Genomic DNA, 21141 nt, shown 5'->3' on the forward strand with positions numbered 1-21141 from the left:
AGATGAGCCTGCACACTCTCTCCGTCCTGGTGGAGAACAAGCCCGGCATCCTGGCACGGGTCGCGGCCCTGTTCTCCCGGCGCGGGTTCAACATCGAGTCGCTCGCGGTCGGCACCACCGAGCACCCGGAGATCTCCCGGATGACCATCGTGGTGAACGTCGCGGAACTGCCGCTGGAGCAGGTCACCAAGCAGCTCAACAAGCTGGTGAACGTGCTCAAGATCGTCGAGCTGGACCCGACCCAGTCGGTGCAGCGCGAGCTGGTCCTGGTCAAGGTGCGCGCCGACTCCGAGACCCGTTCGCAGGTCCTGGAGACCGTCCAGCTGTTTCGCGCCAAGGTCGTCGACGTGGCCCCCGACGCCGTCACCATCGAGGCCACCGGCAACCGCGACAAGCTGGAGGCCCTGATCCGGGTGCTGGAGCCGTTCGGCATCAAGGAGCTGGTCCAGTCGGGCATGGTGGCCATCGGCCGCGGCGCCCGTTCGATCACCGACCGCTCGCTGCGCGCCATCGAGCGCAGCGCGTGAGCCTGCGCACGACCCCTGAAGTACGACCCATCACCGAAAGCCCCATCACCTAAGAATCGAAAGGCAGCACCACAGTGGCTGAGATGTTCTACGACAACGATGCCGACCTGAGCATCATCCAGGGCCGGCACGTCGCCGTGATCGGGTACGGCAGCCAGGGGCACGCGCACGCGCTCTCCCTGCGCGACTCCGGCGTGGACGTCCGGGTCGGCCTCGCCGAGGGCTCCAAGAGCCGGGAGAAGGCCGAGGCCGAGGGCCTGCGGGTGCTGACGGTCGCCGAGGCGGTCGAGGAGGCCGACCTCATCATGATCCTCACGCCGGACCACCTGCAGCGCGGCATCTACGAGGAGCACATCAAGCCCAACCTGGTGGAGGGCGACGCGCTTTTCTTCGGCCACGGCCTCAACATCCGCTACGGCCTCATCGAGCCCCCGGCGGGCGTCGACGTCTGCATGGTCGCGCCGAAGGGCCCGGGTCACCTGGTGCGCCGCCAGTACACCGCGGGCCGCGGCGTGCCGGTCATCGTGGCCGTGGAGCAGGACCCGTCCGGCAACGGCTGGCCGCTGGTCCTGTCGTACGCCAAGGCCATCGGCGGACTGCGCGCGGGCGGCATCAAGACGACCTTCACCGAGGAGACCGAGACCGACCTGTTCGGCGAGCAGGCCGTGCTGTGCGGCGGCCTGTCCGAGCTGATCAAGGCCGGGTTCGAGACCCTCATCGAGGCCGGCTACCAGCCCGAGGTGGCCTACTTCGAGTGCCTGCACGAGGTGAAGCTGATCGTCGACCTCATGTACGAGGGCGGCATCTCCAAGATGTACTGGTCGGTGTCCGACACCGCCGAGTACGGCGGCTACAGCCGCGGCCCGCGCGTGGTCACCGCCGACACCAAGGCCGAGATGAAGAAGATCCTCGGTGAGATCCAGTCCGGCCAGTTCGCCAAGGAGCTCGTCGCCGAGTTCGAGGGCGGCCAGGTGCAGTTCCGCAAGTACCGCGAGGAACTCGCCGAGCACCCCATCGAGAAGACCGGAGCCACCCTCCGCCCGATGATGAGCTGGCTGAACGACTGACCCAGCGCCCCACCCGAAGCGGGGACGCCCACCCGGGCGTCCCCGCTTCGCACGTGCGGGGTCGGGCGCGGCGGCTCTGCCCCCTGGGCGCCGATAGAGCGGTCGTGGCGGGTCGTCCGTAGCAAGGCCAGGCCCGGCGGCTCGGGCGTGGCGGGTCGGGCGTGGCGGGTAGGGCGTGCGGGCTCAGCTGCGGCGGGACAGGGGCCAGCGGCTCAGGGCGTGGCGGGCCAGGGTGCGGCGGGACAGGCGGCGGAGGCGGGTGCGGAGCGGGGAGCGCCGGCGGTCGCTGCGGATCAGGACGGCGAGGTGCCCGCCCTTGGTGAAGTAGATCTTCGCCGTGCAGGCCCCGTCGAGGCCGCGGCGTTGCGGCTCGGTCTTGATCCGGTCGCCGCGGATGGTGCCGAAGCGGGCCGCGCGGGTGACGCCGAGAGCGGACGCGGCCACGTGCACGTCCCAGCGGCCGGGGCCGACGGCGGACGCGCTCAGGTCGGCGACGGCCTCGAAGCCGCCGTCCGCGGCCGGGTCGGCGTGGAAACGGTGCTCGACCCCGGTGTGGCGTTCGCGGAGCAGCACCTCGACCTTGGTCTCGCGCGCCTCGATGCGTTCGATGCGCGCGTGGCCGCGGACGCGGAGCTTGCGGCCCTGCCATGAGACGGCGTCGAGCCGGTGCTCCACGCCGACCTCGTTCGTCAGGTCGGCGTCCTGCCGGGGGACGCCGCGCAGGTACGGATGGACGGCGTAGACACGGCCGCCCACCACGACGGCGCCCGCCTTGACGCCTTCGACCTCCTCCCGGATCAGCCGCTCCAGCTCGTCCTCCAGGCCGTGCAGGATGCAGAACGCGCGCAGCCGGTAGGCGACGGGCAGGTCGGCACGGGCGTCGTCGCCCAGCCCCTCGCCCAGGACCTGCCGGGTGCCCTGGATCAGGCGGTCGCGTTGCGGGCCGTCCATGGCGAGGAACCGGTGGTCGTACACGCGGAGGAGGTCGTGGAGCACACTGCGGTCTGAGGTCACAAGGCTCTCCTGAAGGCGGGGACATCCGTTACGGTAAGGCTCCGGCAGATCGCCCACGGTGAAATCCGAACAGCGTGTCGCCGGGGATGCATACTCGGTATTGCGCACGGCATACCTGGTATGCATACTTGGTACGCATGTCGATCCGTCACGGTCTGCTGGCGCTTCTCGCCCAGGGGCCCCGCTATGGCTACCAGCTGCGCGCCGAGTTCGAGTCGTCCACCGGGTCGACCTGGCCGCTCAACATCGGGCAGGTGTACTCCACGCTCTCCCGGCTCGAACGGGACGAGCTCGTCACCCGGGTGGGCGCCGACGACGAGGGCCGCTTCGTCTACCGGATCACTCCGGCGGGCGAGGAGGACGTGCGGCAGTGGTTCGCCACTCCGATCGCCCGTGCCGACCGTCCCCGCGACGAGCTCGCCATCAAGCTCGCCATGGCGGTCACGACCCCCGGGATCGACGTTCGCCAGGTGGTCCAGGCTCAGCGCACAGCGACCCTGAGGTCGCTCCAGGACCTCACCCGGCTCAAGGCCGACGCCCCCGCGATCCCGGTCGACGCCGGTGACCGGGCCTGGCGGCTGGTCCTCGAATCCATGATCTTCCAGGCCGAGGCCGAGGTGCGCTGGCTCGACCACTGTGAGGCCTACGTCATCCGCGCCGAGCACGTGGACCGACCCGTTCCCGTGCAGGCCGAGGAGTCCGGTACTCCCCAGACCGCGAAGGGGGGACGCCGATGAGCGTCCTTGCCAGTGAAGCGCCCAACGTCGCCAGTGAGGCGCCCAACGTCCTCGACATGCACGAGGTCTCCCGTGACCACGGCGCCGGCGCCAACCTCGTGCACGCCCTGCGGGAGATCAGCTTTTCCGTGGCGGCCGGGGAGTTCGTGGCCGTGATGGGCCCGTCCGGGTCCGGCAAGTCCACGTTGCTCACCCTCGCGGGCGGCCTCGACAGGCCCACCGCGGGCCGGGTCGTCGTCGAGAGCGCCGACCTCGGCACGCTCGGCACGGCCGGGCTCGCGGCGCTCCGCCGCCGCAGCATCGGCTACGTCTTCCAGGACCTCAACCTGATCCCGAGCCTCACCGCGGCCGAGAACGTGATGCTGCCGCGCGAGCTCGACGGCGTCCGGGCACGCCAGGCCCGCCGCGAGGCGGCCATCGCGCTGCAGGAAGTGGGCATCCCCGAGCTGGCCGACCGCTTCCCCGACGAGATGTCCGGCGGCCAGCAGCAGCGGGTGGCGATCGCCCGCGCCCTGGTCGGCGACCGCCGGCTGGTCCTGGCCGACGAGCCGACCGGCGCGCTCGACAGCCAGACCGGCGAGGACGTCATGCGCATCCTGCGCGCCCGCTGCGACGCCGGGGCGGCCTGCCTCATGGTCACGCACGAGTCCCGGCACGCCGCCTGGGCCGACCGGGTGATCTTCCTGCGGGACGGCCGGATGGTCGACGCCACCGGCGGGCGGCCCGGTCCCGAGTCTCTCCTGCAGGAGACCCGGTGAGCGGTCGCGGCGCCGGGTACGGCGTCGCGCTGCGCATCGCCCGGCGGGACGCCCTGCGCTCCAAGGGCCGCACGATCCTCGTGCTGTGCATGATCGGGCTCCCGGTCATGGCCATTGTCGCCCTGTCGGTGCTGTTCAAGACCGGTGAGTGGTCGGCCCGCGAATCGCTGCCGTACGACCTCGGCCGGGCCGACGCGCGGTTCACCGGCGTGGCGCGGTCACCGGTGACCCAGAACCCCGCCGACACCACCTTCGGCGGCGCCGGCATGGACGAGGCGCCCAAGCCGTGGTCCACCGAGGAGATGACGCGGCAGGTCCGGGCCAAGTACGGCCCGGACGCCAAGGTCCTGCCGTACGTCGTCGGCAAGGCGGCGGGGATCAGGACCGAACGCGGCCTGCTGCAGGTGGAGGTCACCGAGGTCGATCTGCGTGATCCGCTGACCGCCGGCCTCGCCATGCTCCGCAAGGGACGGCTGCCCGCCACGGCCGACGAGGTCGCGCTGCCGTCCAAGTTCCAGGAGCGCGGCTTCCGGCTCGGCTCGACGGCAGTGGTCGAGGCGACCGGGGCGAACAAGCGCGTCGTCGGCTTCGTCGCGGACCCGCTGACGGCGGAGCGTCCCCTCGCGGTCGCGCTTCCCGGCGCGTTCCCCGAGCAAACGGGGGGCCGGCACCCGGGGGCGTCGGCCACCAACTCGCAGTGGCTGGTCGGCACCGGCGGCAAACCGGTCACGTGGGCGGACGTGCAGGCGTTCAACAAGCTCGGCATCACGGTCCTCTCGCGTGCCGTGGTGAACGACCCGCCGTCGGCCGACCAGATCCCGACGTCGAGCCGGTCCGAAACGGCGGTCGACAACGCCACCGTCGCGATCGCCGCCATGATCGTTGCGATGGTGGTCCTGGAGGTCGTGCTGCTGGCGGGTCCCGCGTTCGCTGTCGGGGTGCGGCGCCAGCGGCGCCAGCTGGCGCTGGTCGCGGCCAGCGGCGGTGACGCCCGGCACCTGCGCACCGTCGTGCTGGCCGGGGGCATCGTCATCGGCGGCGCCGCCGCCCTGATCGGCGCCGTCGCGGGCATCGGCCTCGCCGCCGCGGCCGGACCGGTGTACGAGGCGTACTCCGACACCACCCTGGGCCCGTTCGAGATCCCGTGGGTCCTCATCACGGTGCCGATGGTGCTCGGCGCGGTCAGCGGGCTGGCCGCGGCGTACGTGCCCGCGCGCCAGGCCGCGCGGATGGACGTCGTGGCCGCCCTCGGCGGCCGTCGCGACCAGGCCAGGTCCCGGCGCGGCTGGCCGATCGCCGGGGGTGCGCTCATCGCCGGCGGCATCGTCCTCTGCCTGGTCGGCGTCCGGCTCTGGAGGGAGTTCGGGGCCGCCATCGGCGCGGTCGCGATCATCATCGGCTGTGTGATGATCGGGCCGTGGGTGGTCGGCGTGGCGGGCCGCACCGCGAGCCGCTTGCCGCTGCCCATGCGGCTGGCGGTCCGCGACGGTGCCCGCAACCGGGGCCGCGCGGCGCCCGCCGTCGCGGCGATCATGGCCGCGGTCGCCGGGATCACGGCGCTCGCCATCGGAGGCGCGAGCGACTTCGCGCAGAACCGCGACGAGTACCGCGCACGCCTGCCGATGGGCACCACGATAATCCAGGCGAACGCCTACGAGGGCGACCAGAACGCGCTGGCCGAACGCATGCGCCAGGCGGTCGCGCGGGAGATGCCGGGCGTGCCCGCCATACCGTTGCGGAGCCTGCCCGGCCAGGACCGGATCTGCATGGGGCAGGGGCCCGGCAAATGCCCGTTCGCGACGTTCGGGAAGGGCTACCGCGGACCCGAGCCGATCACGATCGACCACCTGGTGGGCGGGCCGCGGGAGGCCCGGTTCCTGCTCGGCCGCGACGATCCCGCCGTGACCGCCGCCCTCACCGCGGGCAAGATCGTCCTCTTCCACGTGAAGCCGCCGGCCGGCGGCACGGTCCCCGTCGCGGTGAAGGAGTACGCGGAGGACAGGGAAAAGGTGATCCGGTCGTTCGGCAGACTGCCCGCGATCGCCGTGCCCGACGCGACCGGCGTCCGCACCCTGGTGCCACCCGCCGTCGCGACGCGGATCGGGCTGCCCATGGAGAACGTCGCGCTCGGCATCGACCGGGCCGACCACCGGGTGACCGAGGACGAGGAGTCGCGCGTCCAGGAGCGGCTCGACGGGATCACGGCGGACCTCAACTCGGCCTCGATCTACGTCGAACGCGGCTTCACCGAGTCGTTCAGCCAGATCCTGCTGTTCCTCGGCCTGGCCGGCACGCTGATGGTGCTGGGCGGTTCACTGATCGCGACCGGGCTCTCGGCCGCGGACTCCCGCCCCGACCTGGCCACGCTCGCCGCGGTGGGCGCCCGGCCGCGCACCCGCCGGCTGCTGATGATGGGGCAGGCCGGGTTCATCGCGATCCTCGGCTGCTGGCTCGGCATCCTGGCCGGACTGGCGCCGGGCATCGCCGTAGCCCGGCCCCTCACCGCGCCCACCCAGGGGGGCGCCAGCGCCGACTTCAGCGGCGGCTCCATCAACACGACCGACCACGGCACCATCGTCGCCATCCCCTGGGAACTCCTCGGCGCCATCGGAATCGTCGTCCCCTTGATCGCGATGCTGGCCGCGGGCCTCTTCACCCGCTCCCGCCTCCCCATGGTCCGAAGGACCGCCGCCTAACCCAACGTGTCGCGCGGTCGCCCTAACGGCAACCGCGCGACACGCCCACCCTGACCGTCCCGAGGCACACGCAAATGGGCGGGATGGCTGGGCGGAGTTGGTGGGTTGGATGGCGTACGTGTTGTGGTGGGGTGGTTACGTGATCGGGCAGAGTGGGCGGGCGGGGACTGGTAGCCTTCTGGCGCGTGACTGAGGCGGTTGCGGCGGGAGAGCTGGTGGACGGCGGTGCTGAGACGCCTGTTCCCCGGCGTGTTCCGGGTCTCGCTGTGCTGGTCGCCGTGGCGTCGGTGTTCTACGCGACCTATTCGTTGTTGCGGATTCACACGTTCCGCGCGAGCACGTACGATCTCGTGATCTTTGATCAGGCGATCCGCTCGTACAGCCGGTTCGAGCTGCCGGTCGCCATGGTCAAGGGTGTGCACAACGGCTTCGGGCCCGACTTCTCGATCCTCGGCGACCACTTCTCGCCGATGCTGGCGGTCCTGGCCCCGCTCTACTGGGTCCACGACGGGCCGGAGACCCTCGTCATCGCTCAGGCGGTGCTGCTGGCGCTGGCGGTCGTGCCGATCTGGCGCTACACCGAGCGCCGGCTGGGCTCCGCCGCGGCGTACTGCGTCTGCGGCGCCTACATGGTGTCGTGGCCCATCGCCGAGGCGCTGGCCTTCGACTTCCACGAGGTCGCGTTCGTGCCGTTGCTCTCGGCGTTGCTGGTCGAGCGGTACGACGCGGGGCGGCGGGGACAGGCGGCGCTCGTGGCCGGTCTGTTGCTGCTGGTCAAGGAGGACATGGGCCTGCTGTTGGCGGGGTTCGGCCTCTTCCTGTTGACCAGGCGGGGGGAACGGTGCGCCGGGGCGGTCCACGTCGCCGTCGGCCTGGTCGCGACGTGGGTGAGCTCACGGCTCCTGATCCCGGCTTTCGGCGGCGACGACGACTACTACTGGGCGTACGGCTCGTTCGGGCCCGACCTGCCGAGCGCCGCCCTGCACCTGCTGACCCACCCGTGGGACGGGGTGACGGCGCTCGGAACCCCGTCGATCAAGCTGACGACGATGGCGCTGCTCGTCCTGCCCCTGCTGCTGCTCCCGCTGGCGTCACCGCTGACGCTGACGGCCGTCCCGTTGCTGGCCGAACGGATGCTCGCCGACCGCATCCCCAACTGGTGGGAGCCCCGCTACCACTACAACGCCTTCCTGATCGCGGTGTTGCTCCTCGCGTCCGTGGACGGGGCGCTGCGGCTGCGCAGGTGGCTCGCCGGGCGCGCCCCCCGGACGGCCCCGGCCGCCGGGCTGCTGGTCGCCGCGGTCGTGACGGTGCCGTTCTTCTCGTTCGCGGAGTTCGGCGACGCCTCGTTCTACCGGCGGAACGAGCGGGCGCGGGCGGCCGCGCAGGCGGCGGCCCTGGTGCCCGACGGGGCCTTGGTCGAGACGGTCAATCCGCTCGGGCCGACGCTGTCGACGCGCACCCGCGTGCTGCTGTGGGACTGGCAGCCCCGCGACGCTCCCTGGGTGATCGGCGACACCCGCCAACGCCAGTTCCCGTTCGCCTCCCGGGACGAGCAGATACGCCGCGTGGAACTGCTGGTCGCGAGCGGCTACCGCCGGGTCTTCCAGCGGGCGGGCTTCGTCGTGCTGCACCGGCCGGGACCCGACCCGGCGAACATCCCCCGGAGCGATCGCAAGCAGGCGGCCCTTACCGCACGCGATGTCCAGTAAGGAACGAGGATCACTCTGGTCAGAAACCCAGTGAAGTTGTGGCTCCCGACATTTGCCCTACACTTTTCGGGCTCTTTGCCCGATACTTGAGGAAAGTCGCAACGGCGGGCGGCCAGCCTTCCGCACCTGGGCAAACACTCAATGTGACCGCAGCCGTGGTGGCGGTGGGGCGGAGTCATGAGTGTTGATCATCGTCGGGAGACAAGGGCAGAGGTGCCGGCCCGCGGGGCGGAATATATTCTCCCCCGCGCTTTGTCCGCGGCAGGTAATTGCCTGATTACCGGCCCCCGCTCGGGGGTGACAATTGGCAGGGAGTCGTGACGTGGCGGGCGGAGTGGATCGGTCCGTCCAGCGGTGGGAGACCTGCGGGCGGGCGTGGATCGCCGTACTGCGCCACGTATGGGCGGCCGGCGAGGCCGGCATGGAGGACCACGGCCCGATCATCGAGGGCCCCCCGATCCTCTTCGAGATCGCCTCGCTGAGCTGGGAGGATCCCATCCTGCGCGAGTACGGCGACGGCGCGCGGATGTCCCGCTGGGCGCAGGACAGGCCGCGGCGGACCATGGACGGCGAGCTCGGCGAGCGGTTGCGGGACATGAACGGCGTGCACCAGCTGCACTGGGTGGCCGACCTGCTGCGGTCCCGGCCCTGGACGACCAGCGCGTGGATCTCGCTGACCGTGCCAGGTGAGGGCGCCGAGGGCGTGCCGACTCTCGCGGCGCTGTCGTTCCGCATCAGGGACTACCGGTTGATCATGACCGCGATGTTCCGTTCGCAGAACGTCTACCGGGGCTACCTGGCCTACGTCCCGCTCCGCGGCATCCAGCTGGAGGTCGCCGACGACCTCGGCCTGCCGCCGGGACCGTTGCGGGTGTTCATCGACGTCCCGCACATCGAGGTGGCCGACGCCAACGGCGTGGCGACCGTGCTGGCCGCGATGCCCGAGGCGGCTTAGTTTTTGGCTTTCGCGGCCTCGGCGGCCTCGCCTGGCGGCTCGGCCGCCGAACCGCAAAAGCGGCGACTGCGACATCGCTTCGCGATCTTCGCGCGGAGCTTCGCTGGCGCTCGCTCCGGCTCAGGTAGCGCAGTCGCGTGCGGGGCCGGGCTTGCCGCGGACGCGACGAGCCTCAGCCGTCACGCGGTCGCGTACGAGCCGCCAGGTGAAGCTCCACGGGGAGATCGCGAAGCGATGCGCGGCTGCCGCTTTCTCGGCTCGGTGGCCGAACCGTGAAAGCAATCAGCGGAGACGACTAGACTGTCTCTGCGCGGGGGCACGACGGGGTGGACTCGCAAATCACCTGCACACACTCCATTTCAAAGGACTGTTCCCTTGGGCAAGCCTGTCGTCCTCGTCGCTGAAGAACTCTCCCCGGCCGGCATCGCGGTCCTGGAGTCCGACTTCGAGGTGCGTTCCGTCGACGGGGCCGACCGCGGGCAGCTGCTCGCGGCCGTCACCGACGTGGACGCGCTGATCGTCCGCAGCGCCACCAAGGTCACCGCCGAGGTGTTCCAGCACGCCAAGAAGCTGCGCGTGGTGGCGCGGGCCGGCGTCGGCCTCGACAACGTCGACGTCGAGTCCGCCACCAAGGCCGGCGTCATGGTCGTCAACGCGCCGACCTCCAACATCGTCACCGCCGCCGAGCACGCGATCGCGCTGCTGCTGGCGACCGCCCGCAACGTGCCGCAGGGCCACGGCGCCCTCAAGCAGGGCGAGTGGAAGCGGTCCCGCTACACCGGCGTCGAGCTGCAGGGCAAGACCGTCGGCGTGCTCGGCCTCGGCCGCATCGGCGTGCTGGTCGCCCAGCGGCTGGCCGCGTTCGACATGAACGTGATCGCCTACGACCCGTACGTCCAGGCCGCCCGCGCCGCCCAGCTCGGGGTCAAGCTCGTCACCATCGACGAGCTGCTGCGCGACAGCGACTTCATCACCGTGCACCTGCCCAAGACGCCGGAGACCCTCGGGCTCATCGGCGACAAGGAGCTGCACCGCGTCAAGCCCAGCGTGCGCATCGTCAACGCCGCCCGCGGCGGGATCGTCGACGAGGAGGCTCTCGACCTGGCGCTCAAGGACGGCAGGGTGGCCGGCGCAGGCATCGACGTGTTCAGCACCGAGCCGTGCACCGAGAGCCCGCTGTTCCACCACGACAACGTCGTGGTCACCCCGCACTTGGGGGCCAGCACCCACGAGGCGCAGGAGAAGGCGGGCACCCAGGTCGCCCGTTCGGTCAAGCTCGCGCTGTCCGGCGAGTTCGTGCCCGACGCCGTCAACGTGCAGGGCGGCGCGGTCGCCGAGGACGTCAAGCCCGGCCTCCCGCTCGCCGAGAAGCTCGGCCGCATCTTCACCGCGCTGGCCGGCGGCGTGCCGGTCCGGCTGGACGTGGTGGTGCGCGGCGAGATCACCGGCCACGACGTCAAGGTGCTGGAGCTGGCCGCGCTCAAGGGCGTCTTCGTGGACGTGATCGAGGAGGCGGTGACGTTCGTCAACGCCCCGCTGCTGGCCCGCGACCGCGGTGTCGAGGTCACGCTCACCACGAGCGAGGACTCGCCCGACTGGCGCAACGTGGTCCAGGTCCGCGGCACGATGGGCGACGGCTCGGTGGTGTCGGTCTCCGGCACGCTCACCGGCCCCAAGCACATCGAGCGGATCATCGAGATCAACGGCTACGACATGGAGCTCGTGCCGACCGAGCACATGGCGTTCTTCACCTACACCGACCGTCCCGGCATCGTCGGCGTCGTCGGCAAGCTGCTCGGCGAGAGCGGCGTCAACATCGCCAGCATGCAGGTGGGCCGCGCCGCCAAGGGCGCCCAGGCGCTGATCGCGCTGACCGTCGACTCGGCCATCCCGACCCAGCTCGTCGACGGCATCAAGGCCGAGATCGGCGCCGAGATGGGCCGCCGGGTCGACCTGGAGGCCTGACCGCTTCACGAAGGCCGTGATCCCGCCACGGGATCACGGCCTTTCGCTTTCCGCAGGTGAACGCGTGATCGTCTCACCATGCGAGAATTTCGGCCACGGGTCGGGACACTTTCCGGCTCCACGGGTACCGTGGAGTGAGTTATGCGGCGCTTCGTAGTAATCCTTCGCTGCCGCAGCGGGGCCTGAACGGCAGGCCATACCCCGCTGCGGAGTGGGGTGATGGCCGTAAGTCCTGTTCGGCGCCGGACCGTGCGAACCACGGTGACCCGGCGGCCTCGGCACAGCAGCCACCAGAGACCACGGAGCAGATCATGAACGACACCTTCGCCGCACCCGCCGACGACCAGGACGAAGCGGCACGCGCACTGCAGACCGCCCTGGACCGCCGCGACAACGGCGGCCAGTCCGGCCGCTGACGAACGCGACCTCGAAACCGCCGTGACCGACCACCGGTCACGGCGGTTTTCGCGTCCGCACACAACAAGAACGCCCACAGACCCCAAACCCCGGGGGCCGTCCTGCGATAACGACGCCTGTCACCCCCTTTGACCCGGCCGACGCGCCCGAACGTCGGGCGTCACACCGAACGGCGGACATCAACACCCCAAGCCAGCCGTCAACACCGACGGCGTCGGCACCGGGCGGTGTCAGCGCCGGACGGCGGGCATCAGCACTGGACGGCGGGTGTCGGGATCGGGCGGCGGCGTCGGCACCGGGCGGGACGTCGGTGCCTGATGGCAACCGTCGGCACTGTATGACGGGTGTTGACACCGGACGGGGGCGTCAGGGTCGAGGGCGTCGGTAGCGTGGGTGGGTGTGTATGCCACTCTCGGGGAGGCGACGGAAGGGGATTCGTGGCGGTCGGGAATGGGTGGGCGGGGCGCTGATGACGGACGTGATCGCGGCGTTGGGCGCGGCGGCGGCGCTGGGGCCGTATTTCGAGATCGTCACCGATCCGGCGGAGGAGGCCGATCCGACCTGGCGTCCTCTGCCCGAGAAGGACCCGGAGCGGCTGCTCGGGCTCGTCGACGCGTACGCCCAGCGGCTCGGCACCGGCGAGCGGCGTGTGGCCGCCTCGATCCTCTTTCAGGGCCTGGCGTCGCGCCTCTGGTCGCCCGCGGTGGCGGCAGCGGCGGTCGGCGCCGTGCCGGACCTGTCCAGCCTTCACTGGCGCTGGGCGCCCGGCGCGCCGATCGCGCTGTGGCTCGCCGAGCCGTCGGGGTGGCCCCGCTCGGCCGACCGCCTCCACGAGACGGTCGTGAACGGCCAGCTCCGGCCGCTGCGCGAGACGATGCTCCAGGTCGTCAGCCTGGCCGACGGCCTGCTCTGGGGGAACGCGGCGTCGGCCCTGGCCGGAACGCTCCGCGCTGGAACCCTCCGGCCGGGCCTGGCCGCGCCGCTCGACAGCCTCGTGCGGGACCTGTTCTCCCGTGAGCCGATCGCCGGGACGGGCACGTTCGAACAGGGGCGGGGCTTCGTGCGGCGCAGCTGCTGCCTCTACTACCGCGTCCCGCCCGGCGGCGAGATGTGCGGTGACTGCGTGCTGGTCCGCTGATCCAGCGAGCGCTCGGTCAGGGCTCCGAAAAGCAGGCCCAGCGTCGCCCAGAGCACCACCTGGATGCCCAGTGACGCCATCCGGAAGTCCCACAGCACGGTGGCAGGGAAGCCGTCCGCGACCGCGTCCGGCTTGGGTGTGAACCGGTAGACGACCGCCACGACGACGGCGAAGCCCGCCGTGGCCGCGATCGTCGCGTTCCATGTCCCGAGTCTGGGCAGCAGGCGGCGCTGGACGATCACCGCGGCGGTGGTGGCGAGGACGCCGAGCGCCACCATGCCGAAGTAGAGCGCCGTCCGGCTGCCGATCGTGTCCGGGTTGCCGACCGCCGGGGGCGTGGGCGGGTACTTCAGGAACGGCACGCCCACGATCGCCACGAAGCCGCCGAGGGCGACCAACGCCGCCGTCGCGCGCGCGCCGAGCGCGCCGATCCGGCCGTAGGCGAACGCGAACGCGATGGCGAAGAGCCCGCCGACCGCGACGCCGTAGAAGACCATCGCCGTGATCAGGCCGGTGGTCTTCTGGACGGTGCGGCTCACCACCTCCTCGCCGTGCTCGTGCGCGGCGGCACGGGACTCCTCGAACGAGATGGCGTGGCCGACCTGCGGTTCACCGTAGATCCAGGCGATCATGAGCGCGAGCGCCGCCGCCGCGACGCCGGCGAGCATGCCGCGGATGAGAAGGGTGCGCATCATCAGTGGCAGGGGAACCCGAGCAGGTGCCGGCCGTCGTGCGTGAACTCGTGCACCCAGGTGCCGCTGAACAGCGAGGTGGCGCCCTGTTCGGCACCGACGAAGTAGAGGAGGGCGAGGCCCAGGACGGCGGCGAGGACCGCCCACGGCAGGATCTCGCGAACGGGGACGCGCAGCGGAACGGGCGGCTCCTGGACCTGCGTCGACGGCATGGCTGACTGGGCCATTGGGTCTCCTCACGGGGTGCACTCGCCCCGGTAACGGGAGGACGGCAGGTCAGTTCCTGACTTCCGCGGCCCGTGCGGGCCGACCGGACACAGTGGCGGGACCGTCCTGGAATCGCACCAGGTTCCTGCGCACTGCCGCCTCGATTGTGAACTTGTCCTGCCGAGCGTCCACTCAGCATGGGCGCCGCGTCAAGTCGGGCCGCGGTGACAAAATCCGGGCCGGTTCACGGTGCCGAGATGGCGGTCTCGGATGCTGAGACCGGTGCTCAGGGGCTGAGACGTTGCGGTAGAGTGCGCCCATGGCTTCCCGCAACATTCGTCTGGCCGTCATCCCGGGGGACGGGATCGGCCCCGAGGTCGTCGCCGAGGGTCTGAAGGTCCTTGAGGCCGTGGCCCCCGCGTCCGGCCTGGCGTTCGAGCAGACCACCTACGACCTGGGCGCCGCGCGCTGGCACCGGACCGGCGAGGTGCTGCCCGACTCGGTGCTGGACGAGCTGCGGGGCCAGGACGCCATCCTGCTCGGCGCGATCGGCGACCCGAGCGTGCCCAGCGGGACGCTGGAGCGCGGGCTGCTGCTGCGGACCCGCTTCGAGCTCGACCACTACGTCAACCTGCGGCCCGTCAAGCTCCTTCCGGGCGCCGCGACCCCACTGGCGAACGTCGCGCCCGAGGACATCGACATGGTCGTCGTCCGCGAGGGCACCGAGGGCCCCTACACCGGGGTCGGCGGCGTGCTCCGCAAGGGCACCGAGCACGAGGTCGCCACCCAGGAGAGCGTCAACACCGCGCACGGCGTCGAGCGGATCATCCGCTACGCGTTCGAGCAGGCCGCGGCCAGACCGCGCAGGAAGCTCACGCTCGTCCACAAGGACAACGTCCTGACCTTCGCCGCCGGGCTCTACCAGCGTTACCTCCGGCAGCTCGCGGCCGAGTTCCCGCAGGTCGAGACCGACTACTGCCATGTCGACGCGGCCACCATGTTCTTCGTCAACCAGCCGCGGCGGTTCGACGTGATCGTCACCGACAACCTGTTCGGCGACATCATCACCGACCTCGGCGCCGCCGTCGCGGGCGGCATCGGGCTGGCCGCCTCCGGCAACATCAACCCGACCGGCGCCGCGCCGTCGATGTTCGAGCCGGTGCACGGCAGCGCCCCCGACATCGCGGGGCAGGGCAAGGCCGACCCGACCGCTACGATCCTGTCCGTCGTCATGCTGCTGGACCACCTTGGTGCCGCCGAGACCGCGCGGCGCGTCGAGCAGGCCGTCGCCGACGACCTGCTGGAGCGCCCGGGGCTGGGCGCCCGGTCCACGTCGCAGATCGGCGACGCGATCGCGAAGCGAGTATCCGGCTAGGGGCGCGCCGCCCTGGCCACAGGGCCGACTCCGGGTGCGCCTCGCGGGCGCGCCCGGATTTTTTCGTGCGCGCACCGTGATCGAGGAGTGGGACTAGACGAAGTACGACAATAGGCATTAAGGAATGCCGAGCGGCAAAGGGGCCGCGGTGGCGATCCGGGAGAGGACCGAGACGATGAGCAGCACCCTGGACTTCGAGATCATCCCTAACGAGCAGCCGACGCCGGCCGAGGAGCGCGAGCGCATCGTGGCCGACCCGGGATGGGGGGTGCACTTCACGGATCACATGATCACGATCCGTTACCAGGAGGGCAAGGGCTGGTACGACGCGCGTCTGGAACCCTACGGGCCGATCCCCATGGACCCGGCCAGCCAGGTCCTGCACTACTCCCAGGAGCTGTTCGAGGGGCTCAAGGCCTACAAGCAGGCCGACGGCTCGGTCGTGACGTTCCGTCCCTACGCCAACGCCGCCCGGATGAACCGCTCCGCCCGCCGCATGGCCATGCCCGAGATCCCCGAGCAGCTGTTCGTGGACGCGCTCGAACTGCTGGTCCGCACGGACCGGGACTGGATTCCCGGCAAGGAGGGCCAGAGCCTCTACCTGCGGCCGTTCATGTTCGCCACCACGCGCGCCCTCGGCGTCAACCGGCCCGCGAACGAGTTCCTCTTCATGGTCATCGCCTCCCCGTCCGGGCTCTACTACCCCCGGGGCATCAAGCCCGTCTCGGTCTGGCTGTCGCGCGACTACGTCCGGGCGGCCCCCGGCGGCACCGGCGAGGCCAAGACCGGCGGCAACTACGCCGCCTCGTTCGCCGGCCAGGCCCAGGCGGTCGCGCACGGCTGCGACCAGGTGGTCTGGCTCGACGCGATCGAGCACCGCTGGGTCGAGGAGGTCGGGTCGATGAACCTGTTCTTCGTGTACGGCTCGGGCTCCGGCGCGCGGCTGCTCACCCCGGCGCTGAACGGGGCGCTGCTCGCGGGCATCACCCGCGACTCGATGCTCAAGCTCGCCCCCGACCTCGGCCTCCCGGTCGAGGAAGGCAAGATCAGCATCGAGGAGTGGCAGGCCGGCTGCGAATCCGGCGAGATCACCGAGGTGTTCGGCTGCGGCACCGCCGCGATCATCAGCCCGGTCGGCCACGTCAAGGGTTCCGACCGTGAGTGGAACATCGGCACCGGCGAGCCCGGCCCGATCTCCATGAAGCTCCGCGAGGAACTCATCGGCATCCAGTACGGCACCCGCCCCGACCCCTACGGCTGGGTTTGCAAGCTGTGTTGATTGGCTTTCGCGGCCTCGGGGGGCTCGCCTGGCGGCTCGCCCCCCGAACCGCAAAAGCGTGCGAGCGCGACATCGCTTCGCGATCTCTCGGGAAGCTTCGCCTTCGGCTCGCTTCCCGACCCGTTAGCGCGCTCGCGTGACGGCTGAGGCGGTGGCGTCTCAGTATTGGACCCCGATCCCGCAAGAGCGCTGCCTGGCGAAGCTTGTCCTTTGAAAGGGCGGCTGGGTGGGGGCTCGCTCCGGTTCAGGTGGCGCGCTCGCGTGACGGCTGAGGCGGTGGCGTCTCGGTATTTGAGATCGATGTCTTATTCGGTCGGATGGTATGGCATGCTTGCTCGCATCATGCGCTACAGCCTCGTCATTATCGGCTGGCGCGCCGGCAGCTAACGGGACACAGCCGGCGCGCAGACCTCTCACGTCCGTGAGGGGTTTTTTGCTTTCCAGGGGCAGTGCACGCCAGCCATACCGCGAGGGGGATTCGATGCAGGGCGACGGTTTCCACGTCTACGACACCACGCTGCGAGACGGCTCACAGCAGGAGGGGCTCAACCTCTCCGTGGCCGACAAGCTGGTCGTCGCGCGCCACCTCGACGAGCTCGGGGTCGGCTTCATCGAGGGCGGCTGGCCGGGCGCCAACCCCAAGGACACAGAGTTCTTCCGGCGGGCTCAGACCGAGCTCGACCTGAAGCACGCGCAGCTCACCGCGTTCGGCGCGACCCGCCGGGCCGGTGTGCGGGCCGCCGACGACCCCCAGGTGGCCGCCCTGCGCGACTCCGGCGCTCCTGTCGTGACCCTTGTCGCCAAGAGTCACGACAGGCACGTCGAACTGGCCCTCCGCACGACGCTGGAGGAGAACCTCGCGATGATCCGCGACACCGTCTCCCACCTGCGTGCGGAGGGCCGGCGAGTCTTCCTGGACGCCGAGCACTTCTTCGACGGCTACCACGCCAACCGCGCCTACGCGCTGGAGGTCGTCCGGACCGCCGCCGAGGCCGGGGCCGACGTCATCGCGCTCTGCGACACCAACGGCGGGATGCTGCCCGACGAGCTCGCCGACGTCGTCCACGAGGTGGTCGGGGTCGGCGCCCGGGTCGGCATCCACTGCCACGACGACTCCGGCTGCGCGGTGGCCAACTCGCTCGCGGCCGTACGCGCCGGGGCCACGCACGTCCAGGGTTGCGCCAACGGTTACGGCGAGCGCAGCGGCAACGCCAACCTGTTCACGGTCATCGGCAACCTCCAGCTCAAGCGCGGCATGCGGCTCGTCACCGACGACCAGCTGGCCGAGATGACCCGGATCGCGCACGCGGTGTCGGAGGTCACCAACGTCACGCCGAGTTCGCAGCAGCCGTACGTGGGGCTGTCGGCGTTCGCGCACAAGGCGGGCCTGCACGCTTCGGCGGTGAAGGTCGACCCCGCTCTCTACCAGCACATCGACCCGGCCGCAGTCGGCAACGACATGCGCATGCTGGTGTCCAGCATGGCCGGTCGCGCCTCGGTCGAGCTCAAGGGCCGGGAGCTGGGGTACGACCTGTCCGGCGACAAGGCCAAGAACGTGGTCGACCGGGTCAAGGAACTGGAGTCCACCGGTTACACGTTCGAGGCCGCCGACGCCTCGTTCGAGCTGCTGCTGCGCGAGGAGCTGACCGGCGTCCGGCAGCGGCACTTCGAGGTCGAGTCGTGGCGCGCCATCGTCGAGCGCCGTCCCGACGGCTCCATGGTCAGCGAGGCGACGGTGAAGTTGCACGCCAAGGGTGAACGGATCGTCGCCACCGGCGAGGGCAACGGCCCGGTCAACGCCCTCGACAACGCGCTGCGGATCGCGCTGGGCCGGCTCTATCCCGAGCTGGCGCGGCTGGAGCTGGTCGACTACAAGGTCCGCATCCTGGAGGGCTCGCACGGCACGAACGCGCGGACCCGCGTGCTCATCGAGTCCAGCGACGGCACCCGCGAGTGGGGCACGGTCGGCGTCGAGGACAACGTGATCGCCGCGTCCTGGCAGGCGCTGGAGGAGGCCGTCACGTACTCCCTGCTGCACGCCGGTTACGAGGCCGGCTGAGGCCCCGGGGGAATGTCCGCCGCAGGGCGGGCATTACCCAGGTCATGAGCAGAGAGATCACCGACAACGCCCAGCAGAACCGCTTCGAGCTGCACGAGGGCGGCATCCTCGCGGGTTTCGCGGAGTACGAGCGCCGGCCCGGCCAGATCGTCTTCACCCACACCGAGGTCGATCCGGCCTACGAGGGCCAGGGCATCGGGAGTGCCCTGGCCCGCGGCGCGCTGGACCACGTGCGGACCGAAGGCGGCCTGTCCGTGGTCCCGAACTGCAGGTTCATCAAGGGCTGGATCGACAAGCACCCCGAGTACCAGGACCTGGTGGCCTGACCGTCAGGCCTTGGGCCCGGCGCTCTGGATCACCTCGAACGACCACAGCTCGGCACCGGCGGACGCGGGGCCGCCGTGGCCGTGGCCGTGTCCCGTCTTCGGGGCGGCGTCCTTGGCGTCCTTGGCGGCCTGCGCGTGACCGTGCTTGAACGCCTGGCTCTCGGTCCAGCGCTGGAAGTCCTCGTCGCTGCGCCATTGCGTGACGACGAGGTAGCGCTCGATGCCCTCCACCGGACGGAGGAGCTGGAAGCCCTCGAAGCCCTCGGCGGACTCCACCAGGCCGGCCCGGCCCGCGAAGCGCCGCTCCAGCTCCTCGCGGTTCTCCGCCGGTACGGTCAGTACGTTGATCTTGATAACGGACAAGTCGGTCTCCCTAGCTCGGCAGGTGCGCGTCGTTCAGCGAAAACGTTAACGCGCACCGCCGGCGGGGGACCGGCGGGGGATCACACCGCGCGCAGCGCGGAGCCGCCCGCGAGGTACATCCAGCCCGTGAGGGCGGACTCCTTCACCTTGATCTCGACCGGCAGGTAGCAGGCCGGGTCGACGAACCCGGGGCCCTGCTGGATGACCGTCTCGTAGACGAACGTCGAGGCGATGAAGCCCAGGTCGGCCCCCGTCTCGGCGAGCCTGCTCTTGAGGACGGGCGCCTCCAGGAGCCGGGCGGTCTGGATGATGGCGGTGCCCGACACCCCGCGCCGGTCCCAGGTGACCGGGCCAACGTGGAGGGCGACCCGCAGCTGGAGCCGGGTCGCCTCGCCGGCGCGCCGGTTGTGGCGGCGGAGCGCGGCCTCCAGCCGGGCCAGCGTCGGATCGACGACCGACCGGGTCGGGGTGTCGGGCGGGACGATGATCAGGGCGCCGTCGCCGCGGTCCTCCTGGTAGTAGTCGGCCTCCCCGAGCCCCGATCCGGCGAACGCGTCCTGGAGCATCTCGTACATCGAGTCCCGGACGACCATCCGGTCGTCGTCGTCGCGGCCGTGCCCGCCGAATCCGGCGATGTCGGTGAGCAGGATCGAGCAGTTGCCGCCCGACCAGGCGGGCACCTGCGGCTGTGCGGAGCGGCCCGGCCAGCCGAGCGGCCCGGGCCACCCGTACGGGTCCGCCCACTGCGGGGCGCCGCCCAGGACCTGCGAGCCCGCCCAGGCGGAGGCGTCCGCGCGGGCGGGGGCGGCCTGCCGCGGCGGCACCTCGACGAGCCGGTCGTACACCTGCCTCTCCAGGACCGCCTGCACGCGCGGATGCTCGGCGAGGAAGTCGAGGAAACTCTCGGTACGCGTCTGGAACGCGCTGATCTGCGTCTCCGCGGTGACCATCGCCGAACGCGCCCGTACGAGCAGCGCCGCCCGTTCGCCCACCAGGTCGCCGGGTCCTCGCAGGGCGATGTCGCGGATGCCGTCGGGCTCGTGGACCCACACTTTCGCCCAGCCGGACACGATGACGATGACGTGCTCGGCGGGCCGTCCCTCGCGGCACAGGACGTCTCCGGGCTGGTACGTCGTCTCGTGTGCCCGTGCTCGCAACGTCCGGCGTTCCTGGGCGGTGAGCGCCTGCCAGAAGGTCGGCCGGGGCTCGGCCATGGGCAGCCTCCCGTCGGGGCCAGCCGCCCCGGCGGTATCGCCGCCGGGGGAGCGCGTCCCGTTCTTGCTCGGCTCGCCCGTCCCGGCGGCGGGACGGCCGGGAGCCGATGTCGGCGCGGACCCGCCGTTGCCGGTGAGATCCGTCGTGGAGAAACCTGCCGCGGAGGGACTGGTCTCTGGGTGACCGGCCTCGTTCAGGCAGGTCTCGTTGAGGTCGGCGTCGTTGAGGCCGGTCTCGTTCAGGCCGGTCTCGTTCATGCCGGTTTCGTTCATGCCCGGAACGGACGTGAGGACCGCCCAGTGGCGCACGTCCCCCGTCGTCTCGTTCCGGCTGTTGCTGGCCGGTTCCAGCGCCGTCTCGCGGGCGGACGACCCGCGTGTCGGGCGGAAGATGGCCGTGAGCGGTCGCGTGAACGCGAGCTGGTCGCTCGACTTGAGCGCCTGGATCTCCTCGACCGTGGTGGCCAGCGAGCGGCCCTTCCTGGTCAGGGCGATCTGGTCGTAGGTGAACCCCGCGATGGGCACGGCGACGAGCGCCAGCAGCGCCGCGATGATCCCCCGTACTCCGCCGACCAGGACGGCCCCCACGATGACCAGCATCGAGAGGCCGATCAGAGCCATCGAAAGGCTCGCCTTGATC

18 protein-coding genes and 1 riboswitch are annotated in these 21141 nt (G+C 71.1%); of the genes, 13 read left to right on the forward strand and 5 right to left on the reverse strand.

What is annotated here, in order from left to right:
• Window positions 1–2 precede the first annotated feature (2 nt).
• Window positions 3–527, forward strand: a complete 525-nt coding sequence (ilvN, locus tag ABD333_RS00725) for an acetolactate synthase small subunit (protein ID WP_344536656.1) — start codon at window positions 3–5, stop codon at window positions 525–527.
• Window positions 528–610: 83 nt separating this feature from the next.
• The gene (ilvC, locus tag ABD333_RS00730; protein WP_344536657.1) at window positions 611–1594 is read left to right on the forward strand and encodes a ketol-acid reductoisomerase; all 984 of its coding nucleotides are present in this window, start codon (window positions 611–613) and stop codon (window positions 1592–1594) included.
• Between the two features lie 183 nt (window positions 1595–1777).
• Here the strand turns inward: ilvC and ABD333_RS00735 are convergent, their stop codons facing one another.
• Complete coding sequence (locus ABD333_RS00735; protein ID WP_344536659.1) at window positions 1778–2608, reverse strand: hypothetical protein; 831 nt, start codon at window positions 2606–2608, stop codon at window positions 1778–1780.
• A 137-nt stretch (window positions 2609–2745) separates the two neighbouring features.
• On the opposite strand from ABD333_RS00735, the gene ABD333_RS00740 reads away from it, so the two are divergent.
• The 7 genes from ABD333_RS00740 to ABD333_RS00770 all read left to right on the forward strand — a co-directional run bounded on the left by ABD333_RS00740 (window position 2746) and on the right by ABD333_RS00770 (window position 12986).
• Window positions 2746–3345, forward strand: a complete 600-nt coding sequence (locus ABD333_RS00740; RefSeq protein WP_344536661.1) for a PadR family transcriptional regulator — start codon at window positions 2746–2748, stop codon at window positions 3343–3345.
• The gene (locus tag ABD333_RS00745) at window positions 3342–4103 is read left to right on the forward strand and encodes an ABC transporter ATP-binding protein (RefSeq protein WP_344536662.1); all 762 of its coding nucleotides are present in this window, start codon (window positions 3342–3344) and stop codon (window positions 4101–4103) included. Before ABD333_RS00740 ends, ABD333_RS00745 begins: the two co-directional genes overlap by 4 nt.
• On the forward strand, window positions 4100–6799 hold the full coding sequence (locus ABD333_RS00750) for an FtsX-like permease family protein (RefSeq protein WP_344536664.1): 2700 nt from the start codon (window positions 4100–4102) through the stop codon (window positions 6797–6799). Before ABD333_RS00745 ends, ABD333_RS00750 begins: the two co-directional genes overlap by 4 nt.
• Before the next feature lie 185 nt (window positions 6800–6984).
• On the forward strand, window positions 6985–8511 hold the full coding sequence (locus ABD333_RS00755; RefSeq protein ID WP_344536666.1) for a DUF2079 domain-containing protein: 1527 nt from the start codon (window positions 6985–6987) through the stop codon (window positions 8509–8511).
• Between the two features lie 322 nt (window positions 8512–8833).
• Window positions 8834–9466: a thymidylate synthase family protein gene (locus ABD333_RS00760; protein WP_344536668.1), complete on the forward strand. Its 633-nt coding sequence runs from the start codon at window positions 8834–8836 to the stop codon at window positions 9464–9466.
• Between the two features lie 375 nt (window positions 9467–9841).
• Window positions 9842–11431 (forward strand): phosphoglycerate dehydrogenase, encoded by a 1590-nt coding sequence (gene serA, locus ABD333_RS00765; protein WP_344536670.1) that lies wholly within the window; start codon window positions 9842–9844, stop codon window positions 11429–11431.
• 886 nt (window positions 11432–12317) lie between these two features.
• Complete coding sequence (locus tag ABD333_RS00770; RefSeq protein WP_344536671.1) at window positions 12318–12986, forward strand: (2Fe-2S)-binding protein; 669 nt, start codon at window positions 12318–12320, stop codon at window positions 12984–12986.
• Here the strand turns inward: ABD333_RS00770 and ABD333_RS00775 are convergent.
• Both ABD333_RS00775 and ABD333_RS00780 read right to left on the reverse strand, forming a co-directional pair.
• Entirely contained in the window at window positions 12932–13681 is a 750-nt protein-coding gene (locus tag ABD333_RS00775; protein WP_344536672.1) for a CbtA family protein, read from the reverse strand. The genes ABD333_RS00770 and ABD333_RS00775 overlap by 55 nt on opposite strands.
• Window positions 13681–13905: a CbtB domain-containing protein gene (locus ABD333_RS00780; RefSeq protein ID WP_344536674.1), complete on the reverse strand. Its 225-nt coding sequence runs from the start codon at window positions 13903–13905 to the stop codon at window positions 13681–13683. The genes ABD333_RS00775 and ABD333_RS00780 overlap by 1 nt, the downstream gene beginning before the upstream one ends.
• 30 nt (window positions 13906–13935) lie before the next feature.
• A riboswitch (cobalamin riboswitch) is annotated at window positions 13936–14081 on the reverse strand.
• Window positions 14082–14204: 123 nt separating this feature from the next.
• On the opposite strand from ABD333_RS00780, the gene ABD333_RS00785 reads away from it, so the two are divergent.
• The 4 genes from ABD333_RS00785 (at window position 14205) to ABD333_RS00800 (ending at window position 18924) form a co-directional block, all read left to right on the forward strand.
• The gene (locus tag ABD333_RS00785; RefSeq protein WP_344536676.1) at window positions 14205–15260 is read left to right on the forward strand and encodes a 3-isopropylmalate dehydrogenase; all 1056 of its coding nucleotides are present in this window, start codon (window positions 14205–14207) and stop codon (window positions 15258–15260) included.
• Between the two features lie 175 nt (window positions 15261–15435).
• Window positions 15436–16539: a branched-chain amino acid aminotransferase gene (locus ABD333_RS00790; RefSeq protein WP_344536678.1), complete on the forward strand. Its 1104-nt coding sequence runs from the start codon at window positions 15436–15438 to the stop codon at window positions 16537–16539.
• A 481-nt stretch (window positions 16540–17020) separates the two neighbouring features.
• Complete coding sequence (gene cimA, locus ABD333_RS00795) at window positions 17021–18598, forward strand: citramalate synthase (RefSeq protein WP_344536679.1); 1578 nt, start codon at window positions 17021–17023, stop codon at window positions 18596–18598.
• A gap of 44 nt (window positions 18599–18642) precedes the next feature.
• The gene (locus ABD333_RS00800) at window positions 18643–18924 is read left to right on the forward strand and encodes a GNAT family N-acetyltransferase (RefSeq protein ID WP_344536681.1); all 282 of its coding nucleotides are present in this window, start codon (window positions 18643–18645) and stop codon (window positions 18922–18924) included.
• 3 nt (window positions 18925–18927) lie between these two features.
• Here the strand turns inward: ABD333_RS00800 and ABD333_RS00805 are convergent, their stop codons facing one another.
• The gene (locus ABD333_RS00805; protein WP_344536683.1) at window positions 18928–19287 is read right to left on the reverse strand and encodes an antibiotic biosynthesis monooxygenase family protein; all 360 of its coding nucleotides are present in this window, start codon (window positions 19285–19287) and stop codon (window positions 18928–18930) included.
• Window positions 19288–19367: 80 nt separating this feature from the next.
• Window positions 19368–21122, reverse strand: coding sequence for a cyclic nucleotide-binding domain-containing protein (locus ABD333_RS00810; protein ID WP_344536684.1), 1755 nt, complete (start codon window positions 21120–21122; stop codon window positions 19368–19370).
• Window positions 21123–21141: the final 19 nt, after the last annotated feature.

It is taken from the genome of Actinomadura fulvescens, from assembly GCF_039533225.1.
GTDB classification, from domain to species: Bacteria; Actinomycetota; Actinomycetes; order Streptosporangiales; family Streptosporangiaceae; genus Spirillospora; species Spirillospora fulvescens.